We start from the raw sequence: 23,365 nt of genomic DNA on the forward strand, positions 1-23,365 counted from the left end.
CATTCTATTTTAAGAGCGAACTGTCCATTTTCCAGGTTTCTTATGTGCAAAAAAACTATTTCTTCGTTTTCTACTTTCCAAACGCTTTTCGCAAAAAAGATTCGCTGCTTTTATCGTAGAAAAAGAATGCGTCTCTGCTTGCTCAAAAATAGATAGCAAGGTGTCATAAATGGCTTTGGTTTTTTGCAATACTCGTTTTGGATTTGGCGTATAAAGCTCATCAGATACTTGAATCAAACCGCCGCTATTTACTATATAATCAGGAGCATAAAGTATGCCGCGTTCATTTAACAAATCACCATGCTCATTTGTTAAAAGCTGATTGTTAGCAGATCCAACAACTGCCCGTACTTTAAGCTTATGAATCGTTTGGTCATTAATTATTCCTCCAAGGGCGCAAGGAACAAATACATCAGCATTCGCTTCATAGATTTCGTCTCCAGAAACAACCTTCACCCCACGGTTTAGGTCAATAGCTCTTTGAATCAAACGGTCAATCGCATGCTGATTAATATCTGAAACAATTAAATCTGCACCTTGCTCTAGAAGCAGTTCAGCTACTTTATACCCAACTTTCCCAAGCCCTTGAATAGCGTAAGTGCGCCCTCCTAGCTCTTCTGAACCAAACACAGTTTTGTTTGTAGCCTGTATTCCATAGACCACACCGTTAGCGGTTGGGACAGACGAATCTCCACTTCCGCCATACTCTTCCGGAACGCCGACAATGCAGCTGCTTTCTCTTAATGAATGAACGAAATTATCAGGAGTCGTTCCCATATCTGTACCAGTGTAAAACCGCCCGTTCAACGATTCGACAAACTGACCAAATGCGCGAAATAGCTCTGGAGTTCGATCTCTTAGCGGATCCCCGATGATGACTGCTTTTCCACCACCAAAGTCAACATCTGCTGCAGCGCATTTATATGTCATCCCTTTTGACAGCCTTAACACATCTTCTATCGCATCATCGACCGTTTCATAAGGTCTCATTCTACAGCCTCCAAGCGCCGGACCAAGTGTTGTGTTATGTATGGCAATGATGGCTTTTAGACCTGTATCGACATCATTACAAAAAAGTAACTGTTCATGCTCTATGATTCGATCAAACACGATTATCACCCCTTTATGAAATCGCTTACATTTTAGTGCTTGCTAATTTTTCATCGATAACGTTCTTAGGAAGAATGAACTGAATCACTTTCCCTGTCCCGATAAGTTCTGATCCTCTTTTCACGTCTACTCGACTAATAACAGATTTGTGTGTTAGCGAAATGATAACGGCAAAGATCTCGACCATTTGTCCTTCGCAAGCTGGCCCTAGATGTTTTACTTCAATCCCCCCACCAATGCCTTCCTCTTCTTCTTCAAGAAAAGGAAGAATAAGCTGTCTTGCTGCCCATTCCATATGGTAAACCATCGAAACAGTTGAATATGCCTTGTGGACTACTTTTCCTTCAAATTTTGCATACATGTCAGGGGTTACCTCTATTTGAATAACAGCACTTTGGCCGATCGTAATACCACTCTTCACCTGCTTCACCCCTTTAACATCACACTATAATATATGACGTTTATTTAACGATATAATAACATTGCGTATATTAACCGTCAATAAATTGTCAAAAAAATCAAAACAACTGAGTGAACTTCAAGATTATGAGTCAATTGACGAGCTATTATAGGAACAAATCCCCCACTTCATATTTCGCTAAGTGGGGGCTCTTACTCTTATTATCTAACTTCACTATCCTAACAAGGCGCGATCATTTGTCATTTTGGCCCCTTTTATTCGCTGGAATTCATGAAGTAACGCTTCAATCGTTAAGTTCTGTTTATCCTCTCCTTCTACTTCTAAGATAATTTTACCGCTATCCATCATAATTAAACGGTTCCCTAAATCTAAGGCTTGTTGCATATTATGAGTAACCATGAGTGTCGTTAAGTTCGTTCGCTCCACAATTTCTCCGGTTAGTTTTGTGATTAGGGCTGCTCTTGCTGGGTCAAGTGCTGCAGTATGTTCATCTAATAAAAGCATTTTTGGTTCTGTAAAGGTCGCCATTAATAAGGAGAGCGCTTGTCTTTCTCCTCCTGAAAGCAAACCAACTTTTGCGGATAAGCGATCTTCAAGGCCGAGGTGAAGTGTTTCGAGCGCTTCCTGAAAAGTTGTTTTCAGTTTCTTCGTCACGCCCTTCATTAACGTTCGTCTCCGATTTCGATTATAAGCTAATGCTAAATTTTCTTGTATCGTCATCGATGGCGCTGTTCCAGCCATCGGATCCTGAAAAACGCGCCCGATCAATTTTGACCGCTTATATTCTGGTAAACTTGTAATCTTTTTTTCATCAATGAATATGTCCCCAACGTCAGGTGTTAAGACACCAGATACCATATTCATTAAAGTCGATTTACCAGCCCCGTTACTTCCAATAACGGTTACAAAATCGCCGGTTTTAAGGGTTAGGTTAATGTCTTCTAACGCTATTTTTTCATCCAGAGTCCCTTCGTTAAATACTTTGTGAATTTGATTTAGTTGAAGCATACCCTTCGTCCCCCTCCTTCATTTCTTTCAATTTCACTTCTTGCTGGAGGCGTTTTCGCTTTTTACGGTTTCGCTCTTTCTGACCATCAATTAATTGTGGAAGAACAAGTGCAGCAATAACGATAATTGCCGTAATTAATTTCATGTCACCTGTTTCAAGAAAATCCACTCGGAGGGCAAGACTCACAACAATACGATAGACAATTGCGCCACCTATAACTGCGAATGTGGTCACAGCTATCGTCCTTGTTCCAAAGATAGCCTCCCCAATAATAACCGACGCAAGACCAATAATGATCATTCCGATTCCCATACCCACATCTGCAAATGAACTATACTGAGCAATTAACGCTCCTGCTAACGCAACAAGTGCATTTGAAAGTCCAAGTCCAATAATCGTTAGCCTATCCGTATTTTCTGAGAAACTCCGAATCATTCGTTTATTGTCACCTGTCGCTCTGAGGGCAAGACCAATTTGAGTACGTAAGAAAAGATCAGTCAAAATTTTAATCACTGTCGTAACAACAAGCATGCTTATTAATATAGCCCATGTTGAAGTGAGATTTCCTAAGCCAATACCTGATGCCATATTATTTAAAACCGAATTAAGTCCCGATGTCTCAAAAAAACTTTCTATCTTTGTGAAAATGGATCCTTCATTTAAGAGCGGAACGTTCGATCTCCCCATTATTCTTAAATTGATTGAGTAAAGAGCAATCATCATTAAGATTCCCGCAAGAAGAGGATTAATCTTCCCCTTAGTATGTAGAAGACCCGTCACACAACCCGCTAAGAAACCTGCTCCAATGGCTACAAGCGTAGCAAAAAAGGGATTAGTCCCGTTTACAATCAGAATAGCAGCAATGGCTGCCCCTGTTACGAAACTTCCATCAACAGTTAAGTCTGGAAAATCAAGAATTCGAAATGATAAATACACTCCAAGTGCCATAATGGCATATATAATGCCAGATTCTATTGCCCAAAACATTGCTGAGCCCATCTTAAGCGCCCTCCTCTTCCCTATCATTTGAAAGCACGTTCATAGTCCATCTGATAAAAATAGGTTCGAAAAAGAAAACTCTCTCTTTTTCGAACCTATTGATCTACTCGATATATTCCCCCATCTCTTCCCATTCTGTCTTCACTTCGATGCCCATTTCTTCTGCCGCTGTTTGATTCATTTTAAGTTTTAAATTCTGAGGGTATTGAACGGGGATATCTGCCGTCGTCTCTTCCCCCTTCAAAATTTTCGCAGCCATCAGTCCAGCTTCATATCCAATATCTTTATAATCAAAGCCATATGCTGCAAATGCTCCTCGGCTAACAGAATCGAATTCTCCTGCGAACATCGGAATATCTTTATCATTCGCTACGCTGATTACCGACTCAAGTGCTGATACGACAGTATTGTCAGTTACAATGTAGATCACGTCCACCTTACCAACAAGTGCTTCTGCAGCCTGTTTAACTTCAGCTGAAGTAGAGACACTTTTCTCAACAGCCTTCAGATCTGTACCTTCCATCGCTTCTTTTACAATGTCCACTTGCGCAACAGAATTTTGTTCACCAGCATTGTAGATGAGTCCTACATTTTTTGCGTCAAATTCACTTGCTATAAATTCAATTGTTTTCGGAATGGCTTCTGGATGTGTATCAGTCGTTCCCGTAATGTTCTCTCCTGGCTTATCAAAATCTTCAACAAGCTTTGCACCGACTGGATCAGTCACGGATGTGAAAAGAATTGGAATATCTGAGGTCGCATTTAATGCAGATTGTGCACTTGGTGTTGAATTAGCAAAGATTAGGTCGACTTCATCTCCAACTAGATTTTGTGCAATCGTATTGCTATTGTTCATATCGTTCTGCGCATTTTGAACATCGTAGGAAATGTTCTCGCCTTCTTTAAATCCATTCTCTTCAAGCGCCATTTTAAATCCTTCATAAGCAGCATCTAGAGAAGGATGTTCAACAATTTGAGTCACGCCAATTGTATAAGACTCCTTATCCTCTGCTTCGCCACTACTAGAATCCGTGTTTGATGAGGAATTGTTCGTTCCGCAACCCGTAAGAGCCATCACACTAACTAGAGAAATACCTAACCATTTTTTCCAGGATCTCAAACGCCTGTCCTCCCCCAAATAAGTTTTTTAAACTTATTGTTGTTATATTCTTTATCCACTGAAAATTCTTGACTAAGCCGGGATATCGTATCGTTATGGTACACTTGCTATTCTAGCTTGTCAACGAGTATTCAAACAATTGAAATTATTTAATATATTTTAAAAATAACACTTGATATATGACTACTTCTTCATAGATATTTTCTCAAACTCTTCCAGTTTATTTTTATAAATTAGTAATGCTCCTTCAACCATGTCTTCAAATAGTTTCTGGACAGAAGGAATAGATTTGACTATCCCACTTATTTGTCCTCCATTAATAAATCCATCTCCAAGTCGTCCTTCTACTGCTCCTATCCGATGTTTCTCTTCATCAGTCATCGCCGCAAAGTCTTCAGGCTTTACTCCACTTAATTCAGCTTTTAATAACTGATCTGCGTATTCAGTTCTCAAAACCCTTCTCACTTTTCCAACAGATCTCCCAACGATAACTGTTTCAGTATCGTTAGCTTCTAGAAGCTTTGTTAGATATCGCTCATGATATGGCGATTCTTCTGTCGCAATTAATCGTGTACCCATCTGTACTCCTTCTGCCCCAAGAGCTAAGGCAGCAGCAAACCCTCTAGCATCTCCAATCCCACCTGCTGCAATAACTGGTATTTGCACACTTGCGACGAGCTGAGGAATCAGGGTCATCGTAGTAATCTCTAGTGGAGAATTAATTCCAGCTGCTTCATACCCTTCTCCTACGATTAAATCTGCACCGGATTCTTCTGCTTTTTTCGCTTGTTTGACACTAGCTGTTACACAAATAACTTTTATACCGCACTCTTTAAGAAAGGGAACATAAGGTGCAGGATTTCCTGCGGAAAGAGAAACAATAGGAACAGCATGTTTTACTGCAAGTTCACACATCCCCTTTAAATCTGTTGTAACAGTAATTGGTATGTTGAGAGCAAATGGTTTAGCTGTTCGCTGTTTCATATCAAGAAGGAGGCTCTCCACTTCTTCAAGACTAAGCGTTCCAGTTCCAATCGTTCCTAGTCCTCCTGCTTCAGATACCGCCGATGCAAGAATCGGACTCGAAATATTTCCCATTCCCCCTTGTATAATTGGATATCGAATGGAAAATAGCTGACAGACTCGTTTCATTTATATCCCTCCTCCCATTCATATAACGATAATGATACGAAACAAAACATTCGTGTTATACTTATTAATAACATTCAAAGAAGATCAACATAATTCCTGCTTAATATGAAACTTCTATTTTGAAACAATGAAAAAATAGTTTGTAAGCTAAAAAAGAAGGGAGAGCAACTATGTTATTTTCGTATAATCGTATAGCACCTACTCTCGCTCCAAATGTTTTTGTCGCACCCGGCGCAAAAATCATCGGAGATGTCTCAATCGGAGAGGACTCTACAGTTTGGTTTAACGCTGTTTTAAGAGGTGATGAAGCACCGATTAGTATCGGGAAAGGATGCAACATTCAGGACAATTGCACCTGTCATCTATTTGAAGGGTATCCTCTCGTTCTTGAGGATGAGGTATCAGTTGGTCATAACGCCATTCTTCATGGTTGCACCATTCGAAAAGGTGCTCTAGTCGGGATGGGGGCGATCATTCTTGATGGAGCTGATATTGGAGAAGGTTCTTTAATTGGGGCACATACACTCATTCCATCAGGTAAAAAAATCCCGCCAAACAGCATGGTGCTTGGCTCACCAGGTAAAGTAATTCGTGAACTGACAGATAAAGATAGAGAACTGATTAAGCTAACCATTGAAACTTATAAAACAAAAGGGAAAGAATTTAAAGAAAGCTCGTGCGAAATAAAAGAATAGAAAAAAAGAAGGAACTGGAGGTTAATCCTCCGTTCCTTCTTTTTATAGTCGATCCGTTAAGAGAGGATGCTGTAAGGCATCATAACCGTTATCTTTGTTTGTTAACTCATTTCCTTCTTTAAAGATTTCTTCAAAGAAGCGAGAAGCCGGCTGGGCAAGTGTTCTGTAATAATCACTAAATAACGTAGCCGCATGCTCACCCGGCCACTCTTCAGGTAATAGTTCTGAGGGAAGTCCCGGATCAACGAAGAGAAATTTTCTATATTCATGAACCAGCTTTGCCCGTTCAACAAAGCACTCCCCATCACTCATCTTACCTTTTTCAATTTTACTTCGATCAATCACATAGCGCTCACTATACATTTGGATGAATTCACGATATTTCTTACTAATTTCATCCAAATCCCAGCATTCCTCTACAAGAGCCATGCTCTCGTGCGGTCCTTTGTAATCGGCTATGAAGAAATGGATATAATCACGAATATCATACTTCTCAATTAGCAAATTCACCTGTTCTTCAAGATGGTTGGGAGATAACCATAAACTAACAGAAGAACTTCCAAAGCCGCTCCACACTAACTCTTTACGCAGCTCATCGCGAATATGACGCTTCTCTTCAGGAATGTTATAAAGCAACATTCGCCATCTTCCGTCCCACTCTGAAGGTTGAAGCTTAAATATTCTTCGCGCAGCCTCATCCATCCTTCTAACACCGCGGTCTGTTAAGTAATAAAAACTTTTGTTACCTTCTTTCCTGGATTCCACCCAACCTTGTTTACTCATTCTTGAAATGGCCGCTCGAACAGATTGATCGTTATGACCAAACTCTTTCAAAAGACGAATCAGGCTTCCGATCCAAATTTCATTTCCATAATGTCTGATATATTCTCCATACAGTGTAAAAATCATTGATCTTGTATTTAAACCTTCACTCATCATCATACCCCCGCTCGTCATAACTTCATTCCGTTATGAATACGTCACTTAAATATGATGTTATACTACCAGAGCCATTGGTCCAAAGCAACTTTTACTTTCCTTTAAACACTGGTTTTCTTTTCTCTGCAAAAGCATCTAACGCTTCGAGACGATCCTCTGTTGGAATCGTTACTTCATATGCTTTAGATTCAATAGCCATACCAGTATGACGGTCTACATTCATACCTTCACGAACGGAAAATTTCGCCTGCTGTACCGCAATAGGAGCATTTTGACAGATCTCTCTCGCTAGCTCTTCACACGTACCTAGTAAATTCTCACGAGTCGTAACACCGTTTAAAATTCCGTAGTCGTAGGCTTCTACAGATGATAGTTTGCGAGCAGTTAAAACTAATTCCATTGCTTTCGCTGTTCCAATCAAACGAGGTAACCGTTGCGTTCCTCCCGCACCAGGTATGATGCCAAGACTCGTTTCAGTTAAGCCCATTTTTGTTCCTTCGACGGCAAATCGAAAATCACATGCAAGAGCGAGCTCAAACCCTCCCCCAAAAGCAAAACCATTCAGCGCAGCGATCGTTGGCTGGGGAAGCGATTCAACAGAGGAGAAAACCTCACGAATCTTCTTCACATTTCGCCGCACCTCACTCTCAGAAAGTGTTCGCCTTTCTTTTAAGTCCGCCCCTGCACTGAAAGCCCTTTCACCAGCTCCCATAAAAATAACGGCTCGCACCTCTCGATCCGAGTAAATATCATCAACAATGCCTTGAAGAACTGAGAGTGTTTCATAATTAAAGCAGTTTAATACATCTGGACGATTTAACATTACGTATGCCACATGGTTTTTCATTTCATATGTAACGACAGCCATTAAAAAAACCTCCTCTATGTTTGTAAGCATAGGAAAGAGCCGGGGGAGCTGATTGCGCAATCAACCACCACGGCTACTTTCACTCTATAGCATCTATTCTTGATTCACCCCCATTTTCCTGCTTTTTTCTCTCATAACTTAACTGCCGTGAAAAACTGGTTTACGTTTCTCGGTAAAAGCTTGAATGCCTTCAAGATGATCGTTCGTTTTTCCGGCTTCTCCTTGAGTCACAGCTTCCATCTCAAGTACTTCATCAAGATTACTTTCCCAACTTCTTTGAAAGTTTTGCTTAATGTGCTGCACCGCTTTAGGAGGAAGACTAGCTAAGCGATTGGCAAACTGATTCATTCCTTGCTCCCAATACTCATTTGAGAACATGTCTGTCACAAGACCAAGCTCTTTGGCATCTGCAGCACTTACTTTCTCTCCAAGCATAGCAAGCTCCAGTGCTTTCGCATGACCAAGTAATCGCGGTAGAAAGTAAGTGCTCCCAGAATCAGGAACAAGCCCAACATGAACAAAAGCCTCAATAAAGCTTGCACGCTCATGAGCTAACCGAAAATCACACGCTAGAGCAAGACTCATTCCAGCACCCGCCGCTACTCCATTCACAGCAGCGATCACCGGCTTACTTGATGACGTTATTTCTTTCACCATTGGGTTATAAGTAGATCTGAGCATTTCCGCGTGATCCACACCTTCTTCAACGCTACTTAAATCTTGACCAGAACAGAAAGCTCTTCCATTACCTGTAATAACAATGCAGCGAACCTCTTGATCGTTTGTTGCTTGATTGACCGCTTTCGCTACTTCTTTGTTCATCAAAGATGTAAACGCATTCAATTTATTCGGTCGATTTAGACGAATCCAACTTACACGATCTTTCACTTCATACTCAATCGTTTCGAACATCTTATTAACACCGCCTCTTCTACTTTGTATCTGCTGTCTCTCCAACTTCTTCGCCAACCATTAGTGTGACAAGATCTCCCGCAAACCCCATCAAATCTTTCCCTGAGGCTTTTCCTTCTTGCGACTTCATGCCAGCTTTCATCGCTTCGTGATCTTCATAATACATTTCACACATAAGATAGTAGTCACTTTTCCCCATTGGTGAACCAACTATTTTAGTTACTTCCATTTTTTTAAGACCGGGAATTTTTGATGTAATCGGAGCATGTGTATTAAAGTAGTGTTCATCGAACTTTTGAGCATTTTCCGGTTGTTTGTACAATGCGATTAATTTGACCATTCTTCATCAACCTCTCTCATTTTAATTAAATCGACACAGGCTTCATCGCTTCAAATGGATTCTTACACGACCTGCAATACAATATACTTCGACAAGCAGCTGGCCCAAAAATATTGTCCATCGTTGTATAAACTGATTCACAATAAGGACAGGGTACTCTCCATTCCTTCCCATCGTGTTCTTCTGGGGGAGCAATGCCAAACTTTTTCAACGCTTCTCTTCCTTTTGTAGAAACAAGGTCCGTTGTCCAGATCGGATACCGAATGAAAGTGACAGTTACAAAATCCACTTCAGGAATACTTTCTACAGCCAACTCAATATTCCTTTTGATCATATCTAGGGCAGGGCAGCCAGAGAATGTCGGCATAGCTTCAATTGTCACTCGGTGATTGGAGGTGTGAACTTCGTGTATTATCCCAAGATCAACAACGCTTACAACTGGAATTTCAGGATCCTTTACAGTTTCAAGAACCTCCATGACTCTTTCTTTAAGAAACATTCTATGTTGTCCCCCCTCCTTACCACTCAGCTGCAGGCACAGATTGATAGACTTCTGAAAGAGTAAGCAATGCTGTCATTAAATGCGTTGTATGAATCCCGTTTCGTCCATCTCCTTGCTTCATGCCCATTGTAAAAGTAGACTCTTTTTTATTTAAGTATTCGATAAAACGTTGCTTAAGAATTTCCTCGCCTTCAATAAGCGAGAGGCGCACCATTTGATCTCCTAAACGACCGTATGAAAAAACGCCACTTAGATCTTCAAGTACGATGCTGATCGCCTTCTCCATTCTGATTCTCGCTTCAGAAGTGCTATTCATTAGCTGTTCATACCACACTTCCCAGTGCATCATATGGTAGCTCATTTCAATAGAGATTTTTTGAACAATGTGTTGAAGAGGCTCATAGGATTCTTGTTTAATAGAATCAAGCCGGATTTTTTTTGCGAGAGTATAAAAGTAATTTCGGACAACAGTAAAAGCCCAATCATACGATGGATTTTCTAAATAGGTCCCCGTTCCATTCGGTAACTCCACAAGCACAGAATTACGAAAATGCTCATTTGATCGTTGATGTGTTAAAACATCAGTCTCGCCTTCACCAAGCTCTTCTAACAATGAATAATAAAGTGCTGCATGCCCCATTAAATCCTGGCTAATCGATGCAAACGCCACATCTTCTTCGATATGAGGAGCGAGGCCGAGCCATTCTGAACCTCGATAAGCTAGAATAAAGTCATCATCTGCTAATTGATAGATTAGTTCAATTAAGCATTGTTGATATTCCTCAGATTTCATTACCCCTCGCCTCCTCCCATAATGTCTTTTTCAGTGAGCTGTTCTTGCTCATACTGACGCCACTTTTTCCTTAAATATCCGTATCCCTTAGTCTCACGATAATTCTTCTCCAGATGCTTCATTGCCTCTCGTTCCTCTTGACTCATCCGTTTAATATGATCACGTTTCACTACCCAAATATCAGCTACCTGCTCTCTCCTAAAAAAATTTTCTTTCGCCATAATAAAAGCGAGCTCACGATTAGGTGCCAGAAGACTAAACTGATGCTGTAGTGATGCGGTATCCGACTTCTTACTAAAAACCTCATAAACTTCATAAAACTGATTATTTTCTTCACTCACACCCTATCACCTCACTAAATTCGTTTTTACGCTTGAACCGAGTGCATCTCTTACCCAGCTATTCATCTCATATGAACGAACGCGAAGTGCTAATCGCTCTTTCGATTTAGGTCCATTTCCACTAACAATTTGCTTGAATTCTTGCCAATCCGGCTGCTGATACGTCCATTCAGCAGTTGCTTCATCATACGTTAACGTCTCATCTGGTATGGTTAAGCCCAAGGCCCAAACTCTTGGAACATACTTCGTAAGAAATTCCTGTCTCAGCTGTTCATTTGTTTTCGTTCGGAGCTTATAGCACATATTCTTATCCTGATTCGTATGACCAGTATCCGCTTTTGATTTCGGTCCAAAAAACATGAGCAGAGATGGCCACCAATTATTAATAGAATCTTGTAATAAGGTACGCTGCTCCTTTGTTCCTTCCGCTAGAGCCATAATGATGCTTTCCCCATGCTGAGCATGAAACACCTCTTCCGCACAGATGCGTTTCAGAGCACGGCCATACGGTCCATAAGAAGTTCCTAACATCATCGTTTGCGAAATAATTGCCGCTCCATCTACTAACCAAGCAATCACTCCAGCATCTCCCCAAGTCGGTGCCTCCATATGAAAAACATTATGAAATTTCAACCTTCCAGAAAAAAGGTCCTGCATAATGTCATCGCGACCTTTTCCTAGTGGTTCCATTAAATCCTCAGCTACACGGAGCAGTAACTGTCCATGCCCCCATTTCATCCTGTACTTTAGCCATAATCGCAAGCTTTCTATAAAGGGTAGGGGCTTTAGGAACCCATTCTTTCTCTGGTAACGCCCCCATGATTTCACTAATTCCATGCATTGAAATTAACCTAATCAAGGCTTCTCGATAATCATCTGGCATCCAATCATCCGCTTCAATCTTTTCTCCATTATCAATACGATCCATAAACTGAGCCATTTGATGTTCTGAAGTTACCACTATTCCACACACCACCTATATAACGTTTATTTAACGTCATTATATTTTATTGTCATACAAATATCAATCGTTTTCTGATTATTCATAATAAAAAGCTGATCCCACTAGGATCAGCTTTTTGGTTTAGACGTTCATTTGTTTTCTAAGAGCTTTTCTCAGAATTTTCCCAGTCGTATTTTTCGGAAGTTCTTCAATGAATTCGATTGTCGTGGGACACTTATATTTCGCTAAATGTTCTTTGCAAAAGCTCATAACTTCTTCCTCTGAAATCTTTTGCTTCGTTACAACAAAAGCCTGCACTGCTTCCCCAAAATTCGGATCAGGTATCCCGACAACTGCAGCCTCTACAATTTCTGGGTGCTTGTAAAGAACCTCCTCTACTTCTCTTGGATAAACGTTATAACCTCCGACGATTACCATATCTTTTTTGCGATCCACTATATAGAAGTATCCCTCTTCATCCATTCTTGCTAAATCGCCTGTAAAGAGCCAACCTTCTTTAAGGGTAACGGCTGTATCCTCCGGCATTTTATAATACCCCTTCATCACATTAGGTCCCTTAACTGCTAGTTCACCAACCATCCCTACCGAAAGCTCTTGCCCAAGTTCATCAACTACTTTGTTTTCGACATTAGTAATGTTACGACCAATTGAACCAGCTTTCCTAGGTCGGTCTAATGGATTGAAGCACGTAACGGGAGCCGCTTCTGATAACCCATATCCCTCAGAAATGCGGACATTAAACTTTTCTTCAAAACGGTGAAGAAGGGCGACAGGCAAGGAAGACCCTCCAGAAATACAAATACGCATATGTTGAAAATATTCAGCACGGCCTTCAGGATATTGATAGAGGAAATTATACATTGTTGGTACACCTGCGAAAATTGTTGCTTTGTATTTCTCAGCAACACGAAAAACTTCTTGAGGACTGAACTTAGGAAGGATGACAATGGTTCCGCCTGATATAAGCGGTGCATTCATTGAAACAGTCATGCAGAATACATGAAACATCGGAAGGGCTGTAATCACCACATCCTGTGAGGAGATTTGGAGATATGATCCTGTATCTGATGCATTGCTAAATATATTCCTATGGGTAAGCATTGCACCTTTTGGTTTTCCGGTAGTACCGGATGTATAAAGAATAACAGCAAGATCATCTTCATTAATGGTTATTTCCGGTAGTGACCTACCTTGATCTTCAATCATATTTGTAAACGTTTTCAATTTGATGTTTGAAATCATTCTACTTTCTGTTCCCTCTCCTGTATAAACAACAAGACCTACACCATAAAGTTGGTCGGCCATTTTTTCAACGAGAGGTAGTGCCTGCTCTAACGTCACGATTGCTTTCACATCTCCATTATGAAGGAGATAGCCGATTTCATCAGGGGTATAGATAGGATTGATTGGAATGATGACTGCACCCGCTCTTAATGCACCGTAATAACTAATTAGAAATTCCGGCGAGTTTCCTAAAATAAGGGCTATATGATCGTCTTTCTTTACTCCTTCTGCCCATAAATTCGCAGCAAACATAGAAACCTTATGCTCAAACTCTTTGTAAGATACAGCATTATCTTGATAAATGTATGCCTGTTTCTCAGGATAAGTGGCAGCTGTCTCTGTTAATTGCTGAGATAAATTCATTCGCTCTCCTCCTATGTGAATGAGTAATCATTCATTTTTAATTTTCTAAATATATTATATTGGAAGAAAATTTCAGTAGCAAGGGGAACAGAGCAAAGTTCATAATTTAAATCAAAACAGCAAAAGTATTTTTTAGTGATAATCGTGTTAAAAAGCAATTCTCCCTCGTTTTAGTAAGCTAGTTAGAAAGCCAATCTCACATGAAATAAAAAAATTAAGAAGCTGGCCTCCCAGCTTCTTTCATTTAATAAAGAAGATCGATAAACTCTTCTTTTGTTATTTTCCCAAAATAATGAGAAACATCTAAATTTTGAAGTGCTTCTTCCAATGAACCAGGTTCATAACGAACACCAACTAATTTGTTTTCAAGTTCTTTTACATCACCAACACCAAAGAAATCTCCAAAAATGGTAGCCTGTTCGATGTATCCTTTTTTAACTTCAAGTCGAACATCAATCGAACCAATCGGAAAGCGTTTGGAATGCTGAACATTAAACTTCGGTGAACGACCATAATTCCAATCCCAGTTTTTATAGCGCTCTTCAGCAATTTTGTGAATCGCCTCCCAATCCTTTTCCTTCAGATTATAAGATGGGATCTCCTCTTTCTCTTCGAAAATATACTGAAGTAGCGTTTGTTTAAACTCTTCTCGCGTCATCTCCTGATCCATATGCTCACTAATATTCGTAACACGACTTCGAATTGATTTAATCCCTTTCGACTCGATTTTTTCTTTGTTTACTTTAAGTGCTTTTACGACATTCTCTAAGTTGACATTAAACATAAGCGTACCATGACTATACATTCTACCTTTTGTCGAAAACTGAGCATTGCCTGAAATTTTCTTGCCATTCACGAGCAAATCATTTCGTCCACTTAGCTCTGCGTCGACACCGAGCTTACCAAGAGCCCTCACAACCGGATCCGTAAATTTCTTATAGTTATGAAAGCTGTTTCCATCATCCTTTGTAATAATACTAAAGCTTAAATTACCTTGATCGTTATAGACGGCTCCACCACCAGAAAGACGACGGATCACATCCACGTTATTTTCGCGTATATAACTCGTATCAATCTGCTCAATCGTATTCTGGTTTTTTCCTACAATCACTGTCGGATTCATCGAGTAAAACAACAAGTACGTTTCCTCAGGATCAAGCTCCTTCAAAATGTATTCCTCTATTGCCAGATTAAGCCCCGCATCCATGATGTTTTCATTATCTATATAAAGCATAGCCTTACCTCCTGTTTATTCTTCTTCTATTCTAATGAAATATCAGTAAGGAATCAAAACCTGATACTTATGACCCCCTGACAAAAGAACGAAAAACCCCACCTACACTACCCTTTCCCCGCTCTCGCTCTACGAATATTGTAAACAAACGTACTATGAGGAGGAGCAATATGAAAATCGTTTATTACGAAAAAGGTGAAATCCCCGTCATCGTAGGGGCATCAAACCTAAACTCAAGCCTAACCATCGAACAAATCAAATCCGAAGGCGAAAAAAAATCCAAAGAACTAGCCAGACTACTTGGCCGAGAAATCGGCTTCCTAATGGACATGAACGGAAAACTAGACTCAACATTAGGGGAATAAAGAAAAGCGGAAGCCTCCGTTTAGACACGGCAGGCACTGGAGCCCTATAACTTGAACACGCTCTTTGTGTTCGAGTTATAGGGTGAAGTGACCAAGTGTCTGGAGGCTGCAGCTAGACATGAAAAGCGGAAGCGCCCGTTTAGCCTCGACAAGCGCTGGAGCCCTCTAAAAAGAACACGGTCTTTGTGTTCATTTTAGAGGGTGAAGCGATCGAGAGGCTGGGCGCTGCAGCTAGACACGAAAAGCGAAGACGAGCGTTTAGAAACGGAGATATTGGAGGTCTTGAACTAGAACACGCCCTTTGTGTTCTGGTGAAAGTGCGAAATATCGCAGTTTCTGCGAGTCGTAGCTAGACACGAAAAGCGGAAGTGGGCGTTAAGACACGGCAGGCACTGCAGCTAGATCATGAAAAGCGGAACGGGCCTGCTTAAATCCGCAGGATGTTGGAGCCCAATCGATTGAGACGCTTTTTGTCTCATTCGATTGGGCGAAACAGCCGGAGGATTTGGCCCGCGCAGCTAGATCACGAAAAGCGGAAGCGCCCGTTTAGACTCGACAAGCGCTGAAGCGATCGAGACCCTGCCCGCTGCATACCTCACATTAAAAAAACCAGAACGGTAACATCGTTCTGGTTTTTCATTATAACTATTTCTCGGAATTCCACACGAGCCCCGTAGATGCAAGCATCACTTCACCATCAAAATGTTGTTTAGCATCCATCTCAAGTTCTGATAAATCACCAAAGTGCGGAAGGTGTGTCAGCATCAGTGTAGATACATCCGCTTCTTTTGCAATTTTAGCAGCATCCGTACTATTCATGTGCCCCATCTGAGAGCCATCCATATCACTGTATAGATTACATTCTGAAATGAGTAAGTCAGCTCCAGCAGAGAACGTTTCAAATTCTTTCATATAGCTAGAATCTGCAGTAAACACCATGCTGTGCTCTCCATCTGTTATCCTTATTGCGTAACAAATAACCGGGTGCTTTGTTTTTTGAAAAGCAATAGAGAAAGGACCAAGTTCCAAAGTATCTTCTTCTCTATATTCCCTTGCTTCTGTATAAGGCTTATGATCCAAGCTATTAAATCCAGCCTCATCATATGGATGACCATAGATTGGCAACACAGGAAGCTCAGATTTGATTTTTGATTGAATTAAGCGACCGTGGTAAAGAACCCCTGTATCTGCAATGTGGTCCGGATGATAATGACTAATGATTACACTATCAAGCTCTTCTACAGATAGATGATGTTGGAGTTGAGATAGAACTCCGCTTCCACAGTCAATTAACAGGTTGTACCCTTCACTCTGAATGAGATATCCTGCACTCGCTTCTCCAGCCTTAGGGTATCCCCCCCATGGTCCTAAAACAGTGATTTTCATGCTTTTTACCTCCCCTGTTTTTTCTCTAATAAGGCACGAGCCGTATAATGATCCGTTACCAAAACATTTGCGTAGCCACCTTGCAACGCCCCGTAAATCGCTTCAACTTTCTTCGGACCGCCTGCAGCTAATATTGCTTTCTCTTTCCTTGAAAGATCTTCAAGATCAATTCCGATTGTTCGTTCATTTAACTCCTCATGAATAAGCATTCCCTTTTCATCAAAGAAGCGTGAACAAATTTCTCCTACAGATTTTGAATGAATCGCTTCAAGCTCTTGTTCTGACACATAATCAGCTTGAACAATAACAGAGTCATTTGTTGGAATTCCAACACTATAAAGAGCGATATTCGCATTTCGGCCCATATCAAGCACACGCCGAATGTGCCTATCCTCTTCCATTGTTTGCTTTACAAGAAGGTGATCTACAATAGCCGGAACAGGCAAGAAGTGACTTGTAGCATGAAAGGCACGACCAATCATTTGAATGACTTCGTAAGCGTATGTGTTAGTTTCGGAATAACTAATTCCTCCGTTTAATTGTACAACTGAAACGTTTTTAAGTAATTGATGACGAAGATTCTTACCGATTTCATTCAGAGTTGTTCCCCAGGAAACTCCTATTAAATCATTATCTTGAATAGTTGCATTTAAATAATCAGCTGCAATTTTACCGATATGTTTTTTTACAAGTTGATCTTCAAATTCTGGAACAATTGCGACTCTGGCATCTAAAAGTCCATAAGCTTCTGCAAGATCGGTAGCAAGCAAATGCACATCCTGTGAAGGATCATGAATCTTGATTTCAACAATTCCTTCTCTTTTCGCTTGCTTTAATAAACGGGAAACAGTTGGCCTTGAAACCTCAAGTCTCTTAGCGATTTCCTGTTGACTATAGTCTAATTGGTAGTATAAGCGTGCGGCCTCTACTACCTTTGTAAGTTTATCCTTTTCCATAGCAACACCTGTGTATTCAAAATTGGTTATCTTTTGGTAAGAAAAAGGCTTTCAGAAAGACCATTTTCGCCTTCTGAAAGCCTCTCACTCTCAACTAAAACCTATTGTATTATTTAGAGAGCATTGTCTTAACTTTAGTTACAACATTTTCAGGCGTGAACCCAAACTCTTTGATTACCGTATCGCCAGGTGCAGAAGCTCCAAAGCGATCAATTGCAAGGATATCACCTTTTTGGCCAACATACTTATCCCAGCCAAATGAAACGCCCATCTCGATACCAAGACGTGCTGTTACATTGTCAGGTAGTACACTTTGCTTATAATCAGCAGACTGCTTATCAAAGCGATCCCAGCTTGGCATGCTGACAACTGATGCAGAAATACCTTCTTTTGCTAATAGTTCTTGAGCTTCAACAGCTAGACCTACTTCAGAACCAGATGCAAGAAGAATCGCTTCAGCGTCTTCTCCACCAGCTACAACGTAAGCTCCACGCTTAACACCTTCGTATGCTTGATCATGTGAATCTGTCACAACTGGAAGATTCTGACGAGAAAGCACTAGAGCAGTTGGGTGATTTGTTTCTTCAACGGATAGCTTCCAAGCAGCAGCCGTTTCGTTACCGTCTGCAGGACGAATAACTGAAAGACCTGGCATTGCTCGAAGTGAAGCTAGTTGCTCAACAGGTTCGTGAGTTGGACCATCTTCTCCTACCGCTACGCTATCATGAGTGAATACGTATGTTACCGGTACTCCCATCAATGCAGATAGACGAAGTGCAGGGCGAAGATAGTCAGAGAATACGAAGAACGTTGCTCCAAAGATGCGAAGACCTTTATGAAGCGCGATTCCGTTCATCGCCGCAGCCATGCCGAATTCACGTACTCCGAACCAGATATTGCGTCCGCTATAATCCGCTGGTGAAAAGTCCTGCTCATCTTTTAACATTGTTTTGTTAGAAGATGCAAGGTCAGCTGATCCACCGAAGATTTGCGCATTGTTTTTAGCAAGTGCGTTTAGAACTTCACCAGATGCCGCACGAGATGCTGTACTTGTTCCTCTTTCATAAGTAGGAACTTCACTATCCCATCCTTCAGGAAGTTCATTATTTAGAGCAGCAGTTAATTGCTTCGCAAGCTCAGGATATTGTTCTTCATAGCGTGCAAACAATTCATTCCATTCCTGTTCTTTCTTACTGCCAGCTTCTTTAAGTTCAGCAAACTGACCTTTCACTTCTTCAGGAATAAAGAAGTCTTCGTCAAACGTCCACTTATAGTTCTCTTTTACAAGTGCAATTTCATCTTTACCAAGAGGAGCACCGTGAGAAGTATTTTTGCCGCCTTTGTTTGGTGAACCATAACCAATTGTAGTTTTCACTTCAATTAGTGTTGGTTGCTCAGTATTGCTTTTCGCTTGTTTAAGAGCGTCTGCAATTGTATCCATGTCATTACCATCTTCAACACGGATAACTTGCCAGCCATATGCTTCATAACGCTGTTGTACGTTCTCTGAGAAGGACTGATCAAGATCACCATCAAGAGAAATATCATTAGAATCATACATTACTATAAGACGACCTAATTTCAAGTGAGCAGCTAGAGAAGCTGATTCTGAAGATACACCTTCCATTAAGTCACCATCACCACAGATGCTATATGTGTAATGATCCACAACATTGAAGTCGTCACGGTTATATGTTGCTGCTAAGTGACGCTCAGCCATCGCCATACCAGTTGCCATAGCAAGTCCCTGTCCAAGTGGACCAGTCGTTGCGTCAACTCCAGGTGTCTCACCAAATTCCGGGTGTCCTGGTGTATTGCTTCCCCATTGACGGAATGATTTTAAGTCTTCCATTGAAACATCATAACCAAATAAATGTAGCATGCTGTATAGAAGAGCAGAACCATGTCCTGCAGATAGAACAAAGCGATCACGGTTAAACCATTCTGGATTAGAAGGATTGTGATTTAAAAATTGGCTCCATAGCGTATAAGCCATTGGTGCAGCACCCATCGGCATCCCAGGGTGTCCCGAGTTCGCTTTCTCAACCGCATCGATTGCAAGCGTACGAATCGTGTTAACAGCAAGTGAATCCATTTGAGTCGTTGTCATATGTATACACTCCTTTTTTTATATTGAAATTTAGTAAACACACTCATGAACAAATGTACATTTGTTATTATACATGACTTAATCAAAAAGAAAAAGGAAACCGATCACTTTTCATGTAAATTCTTTTTCCCAAAATTAGCTTCCCTCGAAACAGAGAATTCAATCCTTTTAAAACCAATAAAATGATAACTAAATAAGCCTATGATAGCTTGTACAAAAGAATACGTGAGCGAATGCCCACGTTTCTTCCTATAGTAAATATGCTTTCACTTCATACGGTCTCATAATCGATTCATTCTGCAAGAGATGACTTACTTCCTCGTAATTATGAACCAGTAACTCTCCACCACTTAGGGTGTGAGGCAGCTTCATCTCACATGTTTCTTTTGAGAAGTTTGCTGCAAGAAGTAAGCTTCTACCATTATAGCTTCTTGTATACACGTACAAATTCTCATCTTCTTCTAAATGCAGCTGATAATCACCATGGATCATGACTGGAAGTTCTTTTCGAAGTCGAATCAAATTCTTATAAAAGTAAAAAGTAGAATCTTCATTACTTAAAGCCTTTCTCGCATTAACCTCATGATAATTGTCGTTTACTTTTAGCCACGGATTACCCGTCGTAAATCCAGCGTTCTCCTCTTCAGTCCACTGCATAGGGGTTCGCGCATTATCACGACCTTTTTTATGGATCGCCTCTAAAACTTTCTCTGGTGTTTCTCCTTTTTCAATAACTTCTTCTGTATACATATTAAGCGTTTCTATATCTTCATATTCTTCAATTGAATCGAAGTAGACATTCGTCATACCAAGCTCCTGACCTTGATAAATATAAGGCGTACCTTGAAGAAAATGAAGCCAGGCTGCAAGCATTTTTGCTGATGTTACTCGATATTCCTGGTCATCACCGAATACGGAAACTGAGCGAGGTTGATCGTGATTCTCCATGTAAAGACTGTTCCACCCATTTCCGTGTAGCTCAGTTTGCCATTTTGAAATAATCCGCTTTAAATCAGTGAGTTTCCATGGCTGCTGATCCCACTTCCCACCAGGTCCACTCGTCACATCCATATGTTCGAATTGAAAGAGCATGTTTACAATACCGGTGTCTTCATTTGTGTACCTTTTTCCATCCTCAGGTGTCGCCATTGGCATTTCACCAACAGTCATAGCATTGAATTTCTTCAGAACCTTTTCATTCATTTCATTCATATAATCAATAAATTTAGGTCCATTTACAAAATGCTCTCCTCCCCATTGATAAGGAGAATCTGCTGTTACTTCGGCATCTGGTAAACCAGGGGTTTTGGAAATCAAATTAATGACATCCATTCTGAATCCATCCACCCCTTTATCTAGCCAGAATTTCATCAGATCATAGACTTCTTCTCTCAATTTTTCATTTTCCCAATTTAAATCAGGCTGCTTTTTTGAAAATAGATGAAGAAAATATTCCTGACTCTCCTCATCGTACTGCCATGCAGACCCACCGAAAAAGGAGCCCCAATTGTTAGGAGGCTGATCCCCTTTTCCTTCTCGCCATATATAGTAATCACGATATGGATTATCCTTCGATTTCCTCGCTTCAGAAAACCATTTGTGCTCATCAGAAGAATGATTAACAACGAGATCCATAACTAGACGAATCCCTCTATTGTGCATCTCTTCTAACATCTCATTCCAATCTTCTATCGTACCGAACTCATCCATAATGTTTCGATAATCACTTATATCATATCCATTATCATCATTCGGTGACTGATACACTGGTGAGAGCCAAACGACATCTATTCCTAACTCTTTTAAATAATCGAGCTTTTCCGTAATTCCCTTAATATCTCCAATGCCATCACCGTTGCTATCATTAAAACTTCGAGGATATATTTGATAAACGACGCTTTCCTTCCACCACTGCTGTGCCATGCTGCATCCTCCTAGAAAAAGATAATTTCTTAATTTGCGCAAACGTTTTCACTAACTATTATAAAAGAATGCTGGTTATAGTACAACAGCTAACAATCCCTAGTTTCCCCTCAATAAGGACAAGTTCTTTTATAAATGAATCAAGGATTGGTATAATAGAATTTATCGGCAAACCCTTCCAAACGAAGGAAGAATGTAGAACGAGAGGAGATAGGAGCAACAATGAGCATCATCCAAGTAAAAGATCTAAAGAAATCGTTCGGAGATTTAGAAGTACTTAAGAATATTAATACAGACGTAAAAGAAAAAGAGGTTGTATGCGTCGTTGGTCCTTCTGGCTCAGGTAAAAGTACCTTTCTTCGGTGTTTAAATAAATTAGAAGAAATAACTGGTGGTAGTGTGATCGTAAATGGCCACAACATAGCTGACCCTAAGACGAATATCAACAAAGTTCGACAGGACGTTGGAATGGTTTTTCAACATTTTAACCTTTTCCCTCATAAAACCGTGCTTGAAAATGTGACATTAGCCCCAATTAAAGTCAAAGGGGATAACAAACAAAACTCAGTCCAAAAGGCGAAGGAGCTTCTCGCAAAAAGTTGGCCTTGAAGATAAAGCCAATAATTATCCAGGGGAACTATCAGGGGGGCAAAAGCAGCGTGTCGCTATAGCAAGGGCTCTTGCTATGGAGCCAAAAGTTATGCTTTTCGATGAACCAACCTCTGCACTTGACCCTGAAATGATTGGTGAAGTTCTAGAAGTCATGAAAGACCTTGCCAAAGAAGGTATGACAATGGTTGTTGTCACACATGAAATGGGGTTTGCTCGTGAAGTAGGCGATCGTGTGATTTTCATGGACGGGGGATATATCGTTGAAGAAAATGTTCCAAATGAACTGTTCTCAAATCCTCAAAACGAACGGACGAAAGCTTTCTTAAGTAAAATCCTATAACAAAACGTGCAGGGAAAACCCTGCACGTTTTGTTATTATGTAGAACGTATTCAAAATTTTCATGAAGCAATATCTTGCTAATTCCCTCTACTCTTCTTCATTATCAATAACATCAAATATCTTTCTAGATTCGAATAAATCCACTACCTTATTCAACCACTCATAGTATCCCAACGCATAAGACATTTTATCTAAATCTGCTTCTGCCGTCATTTTTTCTTCGTTAGAAATATCATTCTCCAGTACGTCCATAAGTTCAGAAATGGATTCTCTACAAGCATCTCTATTCATTTCAATTCCTTTACGCCAGTGAATACAAAAGAAATCTGTAAAGGTTTGATACCAATCTGACTTCACCTCGTAAAGATCTTTACGCTCGCCCTTTCTCCATACCTTATCAACCATATTTAAGTCGATTAAAGTTCTTACTCCGGTAGACATACTTGTCTTACTCATTTGAAGTTTATCCTTCATTTCATCAAGAGTCATTGGCTCTTTCTCAAAGAACATCGCTCCGTATAGTCGCCCCACAGAAGGCGTGACGCTATATATATCCATATTTTTAGAGATGGATTCAATAACACGTTCTCTCGCATTCTCTACTCTATTATCTCGCAAACTATGCAC

At 40.4% G+C, this 23,365-nt stretch carries 22 protein-coding genes and 2 pseudogenes; 3 read left to right on the forward strand and 21 right to left on the reverse strand.

The features are described 5' to 3' along the window. Nucleotides 1–9: 9 nt before the first annotated feature. The 6 genes from ACIFPW_RS20150 to ACIFPW_RS20175 form a co-directional block, all read right to left on the reverse strand. Nucleotides 10–1,116: a Glu/Leu/Phe/Val dehydrogenase gene (locus ACIFPW_RS20150; protein ID WP_194220260.1), complete on the reverse strand. Its 1,107-nt coding sequence runs from the start codon at nt 1,114–1,116 to the stop codon at nt 10–12. Between the two features lie 19 nt (nt 1,117–1,135). After that, entirely contained in the window at nt 1,136–1,531 is a 396-nt protein-coding gene (locus tag ACIFPW_RS20155; RefSeq protein WP_430246851.1) for a thioesterase family protein, read from the reverse strand. 213 nt (nt 1,532–1,744) lie between these two features. Continuing rightward, nucleotides 1,745–2,539: an ABC transporter ATP-binding protein gene (locus tag ACIFPW_RS20160; protein WP_430246853.1), complete on the reverse strand. Its 795-nt coding sequence runs from the start codon at nt 2,537–2,539 to the stop codon at nt 1,745–1,747. After that, the gene (locus tag ACIFPW_RS20165; RefSeq protein ID WP_430246855.1) at nt 2,505–3,539 is read right to left on the reverse strand and encodes an ABC transporter permease; all 1,035 of its coding nucleotides are present in this window, start codon (nt 3,537–3,539) and stop codon (nt 2,505–2,507) included. Before ACIFPW_RS20165 ends, ACIFPW_RS20160 begins: the two co-directional genes overlap by 35 nt. 103 nt (nt 3,540–3,642) lie before the next feature. Next, entirely contained in the window at nt 3,643–4,614 is a 972-nt protein-coding gene (locus tag ACIFPW_RS20170) for an ABC transporter substrate-binding protein (RefSeq protein WP_430246923.1), read from the reverse strand. Nucleotides 4,615–4,842: 228 nt separating this feature from the next. Then, the gene (locus tag ACIFPW_RS20175) at nt 4,843–5,811 is read right to left on the reverse strand and encodes an NAD(P)H-dependent flavin oxidoreductase (RefSeq protein ID WP_194220239.1); all 969 of its coding nucleotides are present in this window, start codon (nt 5,809–5,811) and stop codon (nt 4,843–4,845) included. A 170-nt stretch (nt 5,812–5,981) separates the two neighbouring features. On the opposite strand from ACIFPW_RS20175, the gene ACIFPW_RS20180 reads away from it, so the two are divergent. Further along, entirely contained in the window at nt 5,982–6,506 is a 525-nt protein-coding gene (locus tag ACIFPW_RS20180) for a gamma carbonic anhydrase family protein (protein ID WP_430246858.1), read from the forward strand. Between the two features lie 42 nt (nt 6,507–6,548). Here ACIFPW_RS20180 and paaX read toward each other — a convergent pair whose 3' ends face one another. From paaX to ACIFPW_RS20230, 10 genes and pseudogenes are all read right to left on the reverse strand, one after another. Continuing rightward, complete coding sequence (gene paaX, locus ACIFPW_RS20185) at nt 6,549–7,442, reverse strand: phenylacetic acid degradation operon negative regulatory protein PaaX (protein WP_430246860.1); 894 nt, start codon at nt 7,440–7,442, stop codon at nt 6,549–6,551. A 94-nt stretch (nt 7,443–7,536) separates the two neighbouring features. Continuing rightward, complete coding sequence (locus ACIFPW_RS20190) at nt 7,537–8,313, reverse strand: enoyl-CoA hydratase-related protein (protein WP_430246862.1); 777 nt, start codon at nt 8,311–8,313, stop codon at nt 7,537–7,539. A 138-nt stretch (nt 8,314–8,451) separates the two neighbouring features. After that, nucleotides 8,452–9,225 carry an enoyl-CoA hydratase/isomerase family protein gene (locus ACIFPW_RS20195; RefSeq protein ID WP_430246864.1) on the reverse strand — a complete coding sequence of 258 codons (774 nt, stop codon included), beginning with the start codon at nt 9,223–9,225 and terminating at the stop codon, nt 8,452–8,454. A 19-nt stretch (nt 9,226–9,244) separates the two neighbouring features. Beyond that, nucleotides 9,245–9,565 (reverse strand): EthD family reductase, encoded by a 321-nt coding sequence (locus ACIFPW_RS20200; RefSeq protein WP_194220243.1) that lies wholly within the window; start codon nt 9,563–9,565, stop codon nt 9,245–9,247. Nucleotides 9,566–9,590: 25 nt separating this feature from the next. After that, nucleotides 9,591–10,064, reverse strand: a complete 474-nt coding sequence (gene paaD / locus ACIFPW_RS20205) for a 1,2-phenylacetyl-CoA epoxidase subunit PaaD (RefSeq protein ID WP_194220244.1) — start codon at nt 10,062–10,064, stop codon at nt 9,591–9,593. A gap of 19 nt (nt 10,065–10,083) precedes the next feature. Beyond that, nucleotides 10,084–10,860, reverse strand: a complete 777-nt coding sequence (paaC, locus tag ACIFPW_RS20210; RefSeq protein ID WP_430246867.1) for a 1,2-phenylacetyl-CoA epoxidase subunit PaaC — start codon at nt 10,858–10,860, stop codon at nt 10,084–10,086. Then, the gene (paaB, locus tag ACIFPW_RS20215) at nt 10,860–11,201 is read right to left on the reverse strand and encodes a 1,2-phenylacetyl-CoA epoxidase subunit PaaB (protein ID WP_430246869.1); all 342 of its coding nucleotides are present in this window, start codon (nt 11,199–11,201) and stop codon (nt 10,860–10,862) included. The genes paaC and paaB overlap by 1 nt, the downstream gene beginning before the upstream one ends. 6 nt (nt 11,202–11,207) lie before the next feature. After that, a pseudogene (gene paaA / locus ACIFPW_RS20220) lies at nt 11,208–12,141 on the reverse strand (1,2-phenylacetyl-CoA epoxidase subunit PaaA). 144 nt (nt 12,142–12,285) lie between these two features. Beyond that, nucleotides 12,286–13,812, reverse strand: coding sequence for a fatty acid--CoA ligase family protein (locus ACIFPW_RS20225; RefSeq protein WP_430246871.1), 1,527 nt, complete (start codon nt 13,810–13,812; stop codon nt 12,286–12,288). Nucleotides 13,813–14,056: 244 nt separating this feature from the next. After that, nucleotides 14,057–15,046 carry a lipoate--protein ligase gene (locus tag ACIFPW_RS20230; RefSeq protein ID WP_430246873.1) on the reverse strand — a complete coding sequence of 330 codons (990 nt, stop codon included), beginning with the start codon at nt 15,044–15,046 and terminating at the stop codon, nt 14,057–14,059. A gap of 170 nt (nt 15,047–15,216) precedes the next feature. Here ACIFPW_RS20230 and ACIFPW_RS20235 point away from each other — a divergent pair, with 170 nt between their 5' ends. Next, the gene (locus ACIFPW_RS20235) at nt 15,217–15,411 is read left to right on the forward strand and encodes a hypothetical protein (RefSeq protein WP_048313175.1); all 195 of its coding nucleotides are present in this window, start codon (nt 15,217–15,219) and stop codon (nt 15,409–15,411) included. A 645-nt stretch (nt 15,412–16,056) separates the two neighbouring features. Here ACIFPW_RS20235 and ACIFPW_RS20240 read toward each other — a convergent pair. The 4 genes from ACIFPW_RS20240 to ACIFPW_RS20255 form a co-directional block, all read right to left on the reverse strand. Next, a complete protein-coding gene (locus ACIFPW_RS20240; RefSeq protein ID WP_430246874.1) occupies nt 16,057–16,797 on the reverse strand; it encodes an MBL fold metallo-hydrolase in 741 nt (246 codons plus the stop codon). 5 nt (nt 16,798–16,802) lie between these two features. Beyond that, nucleotides 16,803–17,753 carry a sugar-binding transcriptional regulator gene (locus tag ACIFPW_RS20245; RefSeq protein ID WP_430246875.1) on the reverse strand — a complete coding sequence of 317 codons (951 nt, stop codon included), beginning with the start codon at nt 17,751–17,753 and terminating at the stop codon, nt 16,803–16,805. A gap of 109 nt (nt 17,754–17,862) precedes the next feature. Then, entirely contained in the window at nt 17,863–19,863 is a 2,001-nt protein-coding gene (tkt, locus tag ACIFPW_RS20250; RefSeq protein WP_430246876.1) for a transketolase, read from the reverse strand. 249 nt (nt 19,864–20,112) lie between these two features. Continuing rightward, nucleotides 20,113–21,786, reverse strand: a complete 1,674-nt coding sequence (locus ACIFPW_RS20255) for an alpha-glucosidase (protein WP_430246877.1) — start codon at nt 21,784–21,786, stop codon at nt 20,113–20,115. Nucleotides 21,787–22,008: 222 nt separating this feature from the next. Between ACIFPW_RS20255 and ACIFPW_RS20260 the strand changes: the two are divergent. Beyond that, a pseudogene (locus tag ACIFPW_RS20260) lies at nt 22,009–22,738 on the forward strand (amino acid ABC transporter ATP-binding protein). An 87-nt stretch (nt 22,739–22,825) separates the two neighbouring features. Here ACIFPW_RS20260 and ACIFPW_RS20265 read toward each other — a convergent pair. Beyond that, nucleotides 22,826–23,356 carry a GbsR/MarR family transcriptional regulator gene (locus ACIFPW_RS20265; protein WP_430246878.1) on the reverse strand — a complete coding sequence of 177 codons (531 nt, stop codon included), beginning with the start codon at nt 23,354–23,356 and terminating at the stop codon, nt 22,826–22,828. Nucleotides 23,357–23,365: the final 9 nt, after the last annotated feature.

The organism is Pseudalkalibacillus sp. NRS-1564, from assembly GCF_050467905.1.
In the GTDB taxonomy this organism is placed as follows: domain Bacteria; phylum Bacillota; class Bacilli; order Bacillales; family Guptibacillaceae; genus Guptibacillus; species Guptibacillus hwajinpoensis_B.

Excerpts from the sequence above, each read along its gene's own strand:
- ACIFPW_RS20225 (WP_430246871.1), bottom strand. The coding sequence starts at position 13,812 with ATGAATTTATCTCAGCAATTAACAGAGACAGCTGCCACTTATCCTGAG.
- paaD (WP_194220244.1), bottom strand. The coding sequence starts at position 10,064 with ATGTTTCTTAAAGAAAGAGTCATGGAGGTTCTTGAAACTGTAAAGGAT.
- ACIFPW_RS20175 (WP_194220239.1), bottom strand. The coding sequence starts at position 5,811 with ATGAAACGAGTCTGTCAGCTATTTTCCATTCGATATCCAATTATACAA.
- ACIFPW_RS20240 (WP_430246874.1), bottom strand. The coding sequence starts at position 16,797 with ATGAAAATCACTGTTTTAGGACCATGGGGGGGATACCCTAAGGCTGGA.
- ACIFPW_RS20200 (WP_194220243.1), bottom strand. The coding sequence starts at position 9,565 with ATGGTCAAATTAATCGCATTGTACAAACAACCGGAAAATGCTCAAAAG.
- ACIFPW_RS20170 (WP_430246923.1), bottom strand. The coding sequence starts at position 4,614 with ATGGCTCTTACGGGTTGCGGAACGAACAATTCCTCATCAAACACGGAT.
- ACIFPW_RS20165 (WP_430246855.1), bottom strand. The coding sequence starts at position 3,539 with ATGGGCTCAGCAATGTTTTGGGCAATAGAATCTGGCATTATATATGCC.
- ACIFPW_RS20195 (WP_430246864.1), bottom strand. The coding sequence starts at position 9,225 with ATGTTCGAAACGATTGAGTATGAAGTGAAAGATCGTGTAAGTTGGATT.
- ACIFPW_RS20245 (WP_430246875.1), bottom strand. The coding sequence starts at position 17,753 with ATGGAAAAGGATAAACTTACAAAGGTAGTAGAGGCCGCACGCTTATAC.
- ACIFPW_RS20180 (WP_430246858.1), top strand. The coding sequence starts at position 5,982 with ATGTTATTTTCGTATAATCGTATAGCACCTACTCTCGCTCCAAATGTT.
- ACIFPW_RS20190 (WP_430246862.1), bottom strand. The coding sequence starts at position 8,313 with ATGGCTGTCGTTACATATGAAATGAAAAACCATGTGGCATACGTAATG.
- paaC (WP_430246867.1), bottom strand. The coding sequence starts at position 10,860 with ATGAAATCTGAGGAATATCAACAATGCTTAATTGAACTAATCTATCAA.
- ACIFPW_RS20235 (WP_048313175.1), top strand. The coding sequence starts at position 15,217 with ATGAAAATCGTTTATTACGAAAAAGGTGAAATCCCCGTCATCGTAGGG.
- ACIFPW_RS20255 (WP_430246877.1), bottom strand. The coding sequence starts at position 21,786 with ATGGCACAGCAGTGGTGGAAGGAAAGCGTCGTTTATCAAATATATCCT.
- paaX (WP_430246860.1), bottom strand. The coding sequence starts at position 7,442 with ATGAGTGAAGGTTTAAATACAAGATCAATGATTTTTACACTGTATGGA.
- ACIFPW_RS20230 (WP_430246873.1), bottom strand. The coding sequence starts at position 15,046 with ATGCTTTATATAGATAATGAAAACATCATGGATGCGGGGCTTAATCTG.
- tkt (WP_430246876.1), bottom strand. The coding sequence starts at position 19,863 with ATGACAACGACTCAAATGGATTCACTTGCTGTTAACACGATTCGTACG.
- ACIFPW_RS20160 (WP_430246853.1), bottom strand. The coding sequence starts at position 2,539 with ATGCTTCAACTAAATCAAATTCACAAAGTATTTAACGAAGGGACTCTG.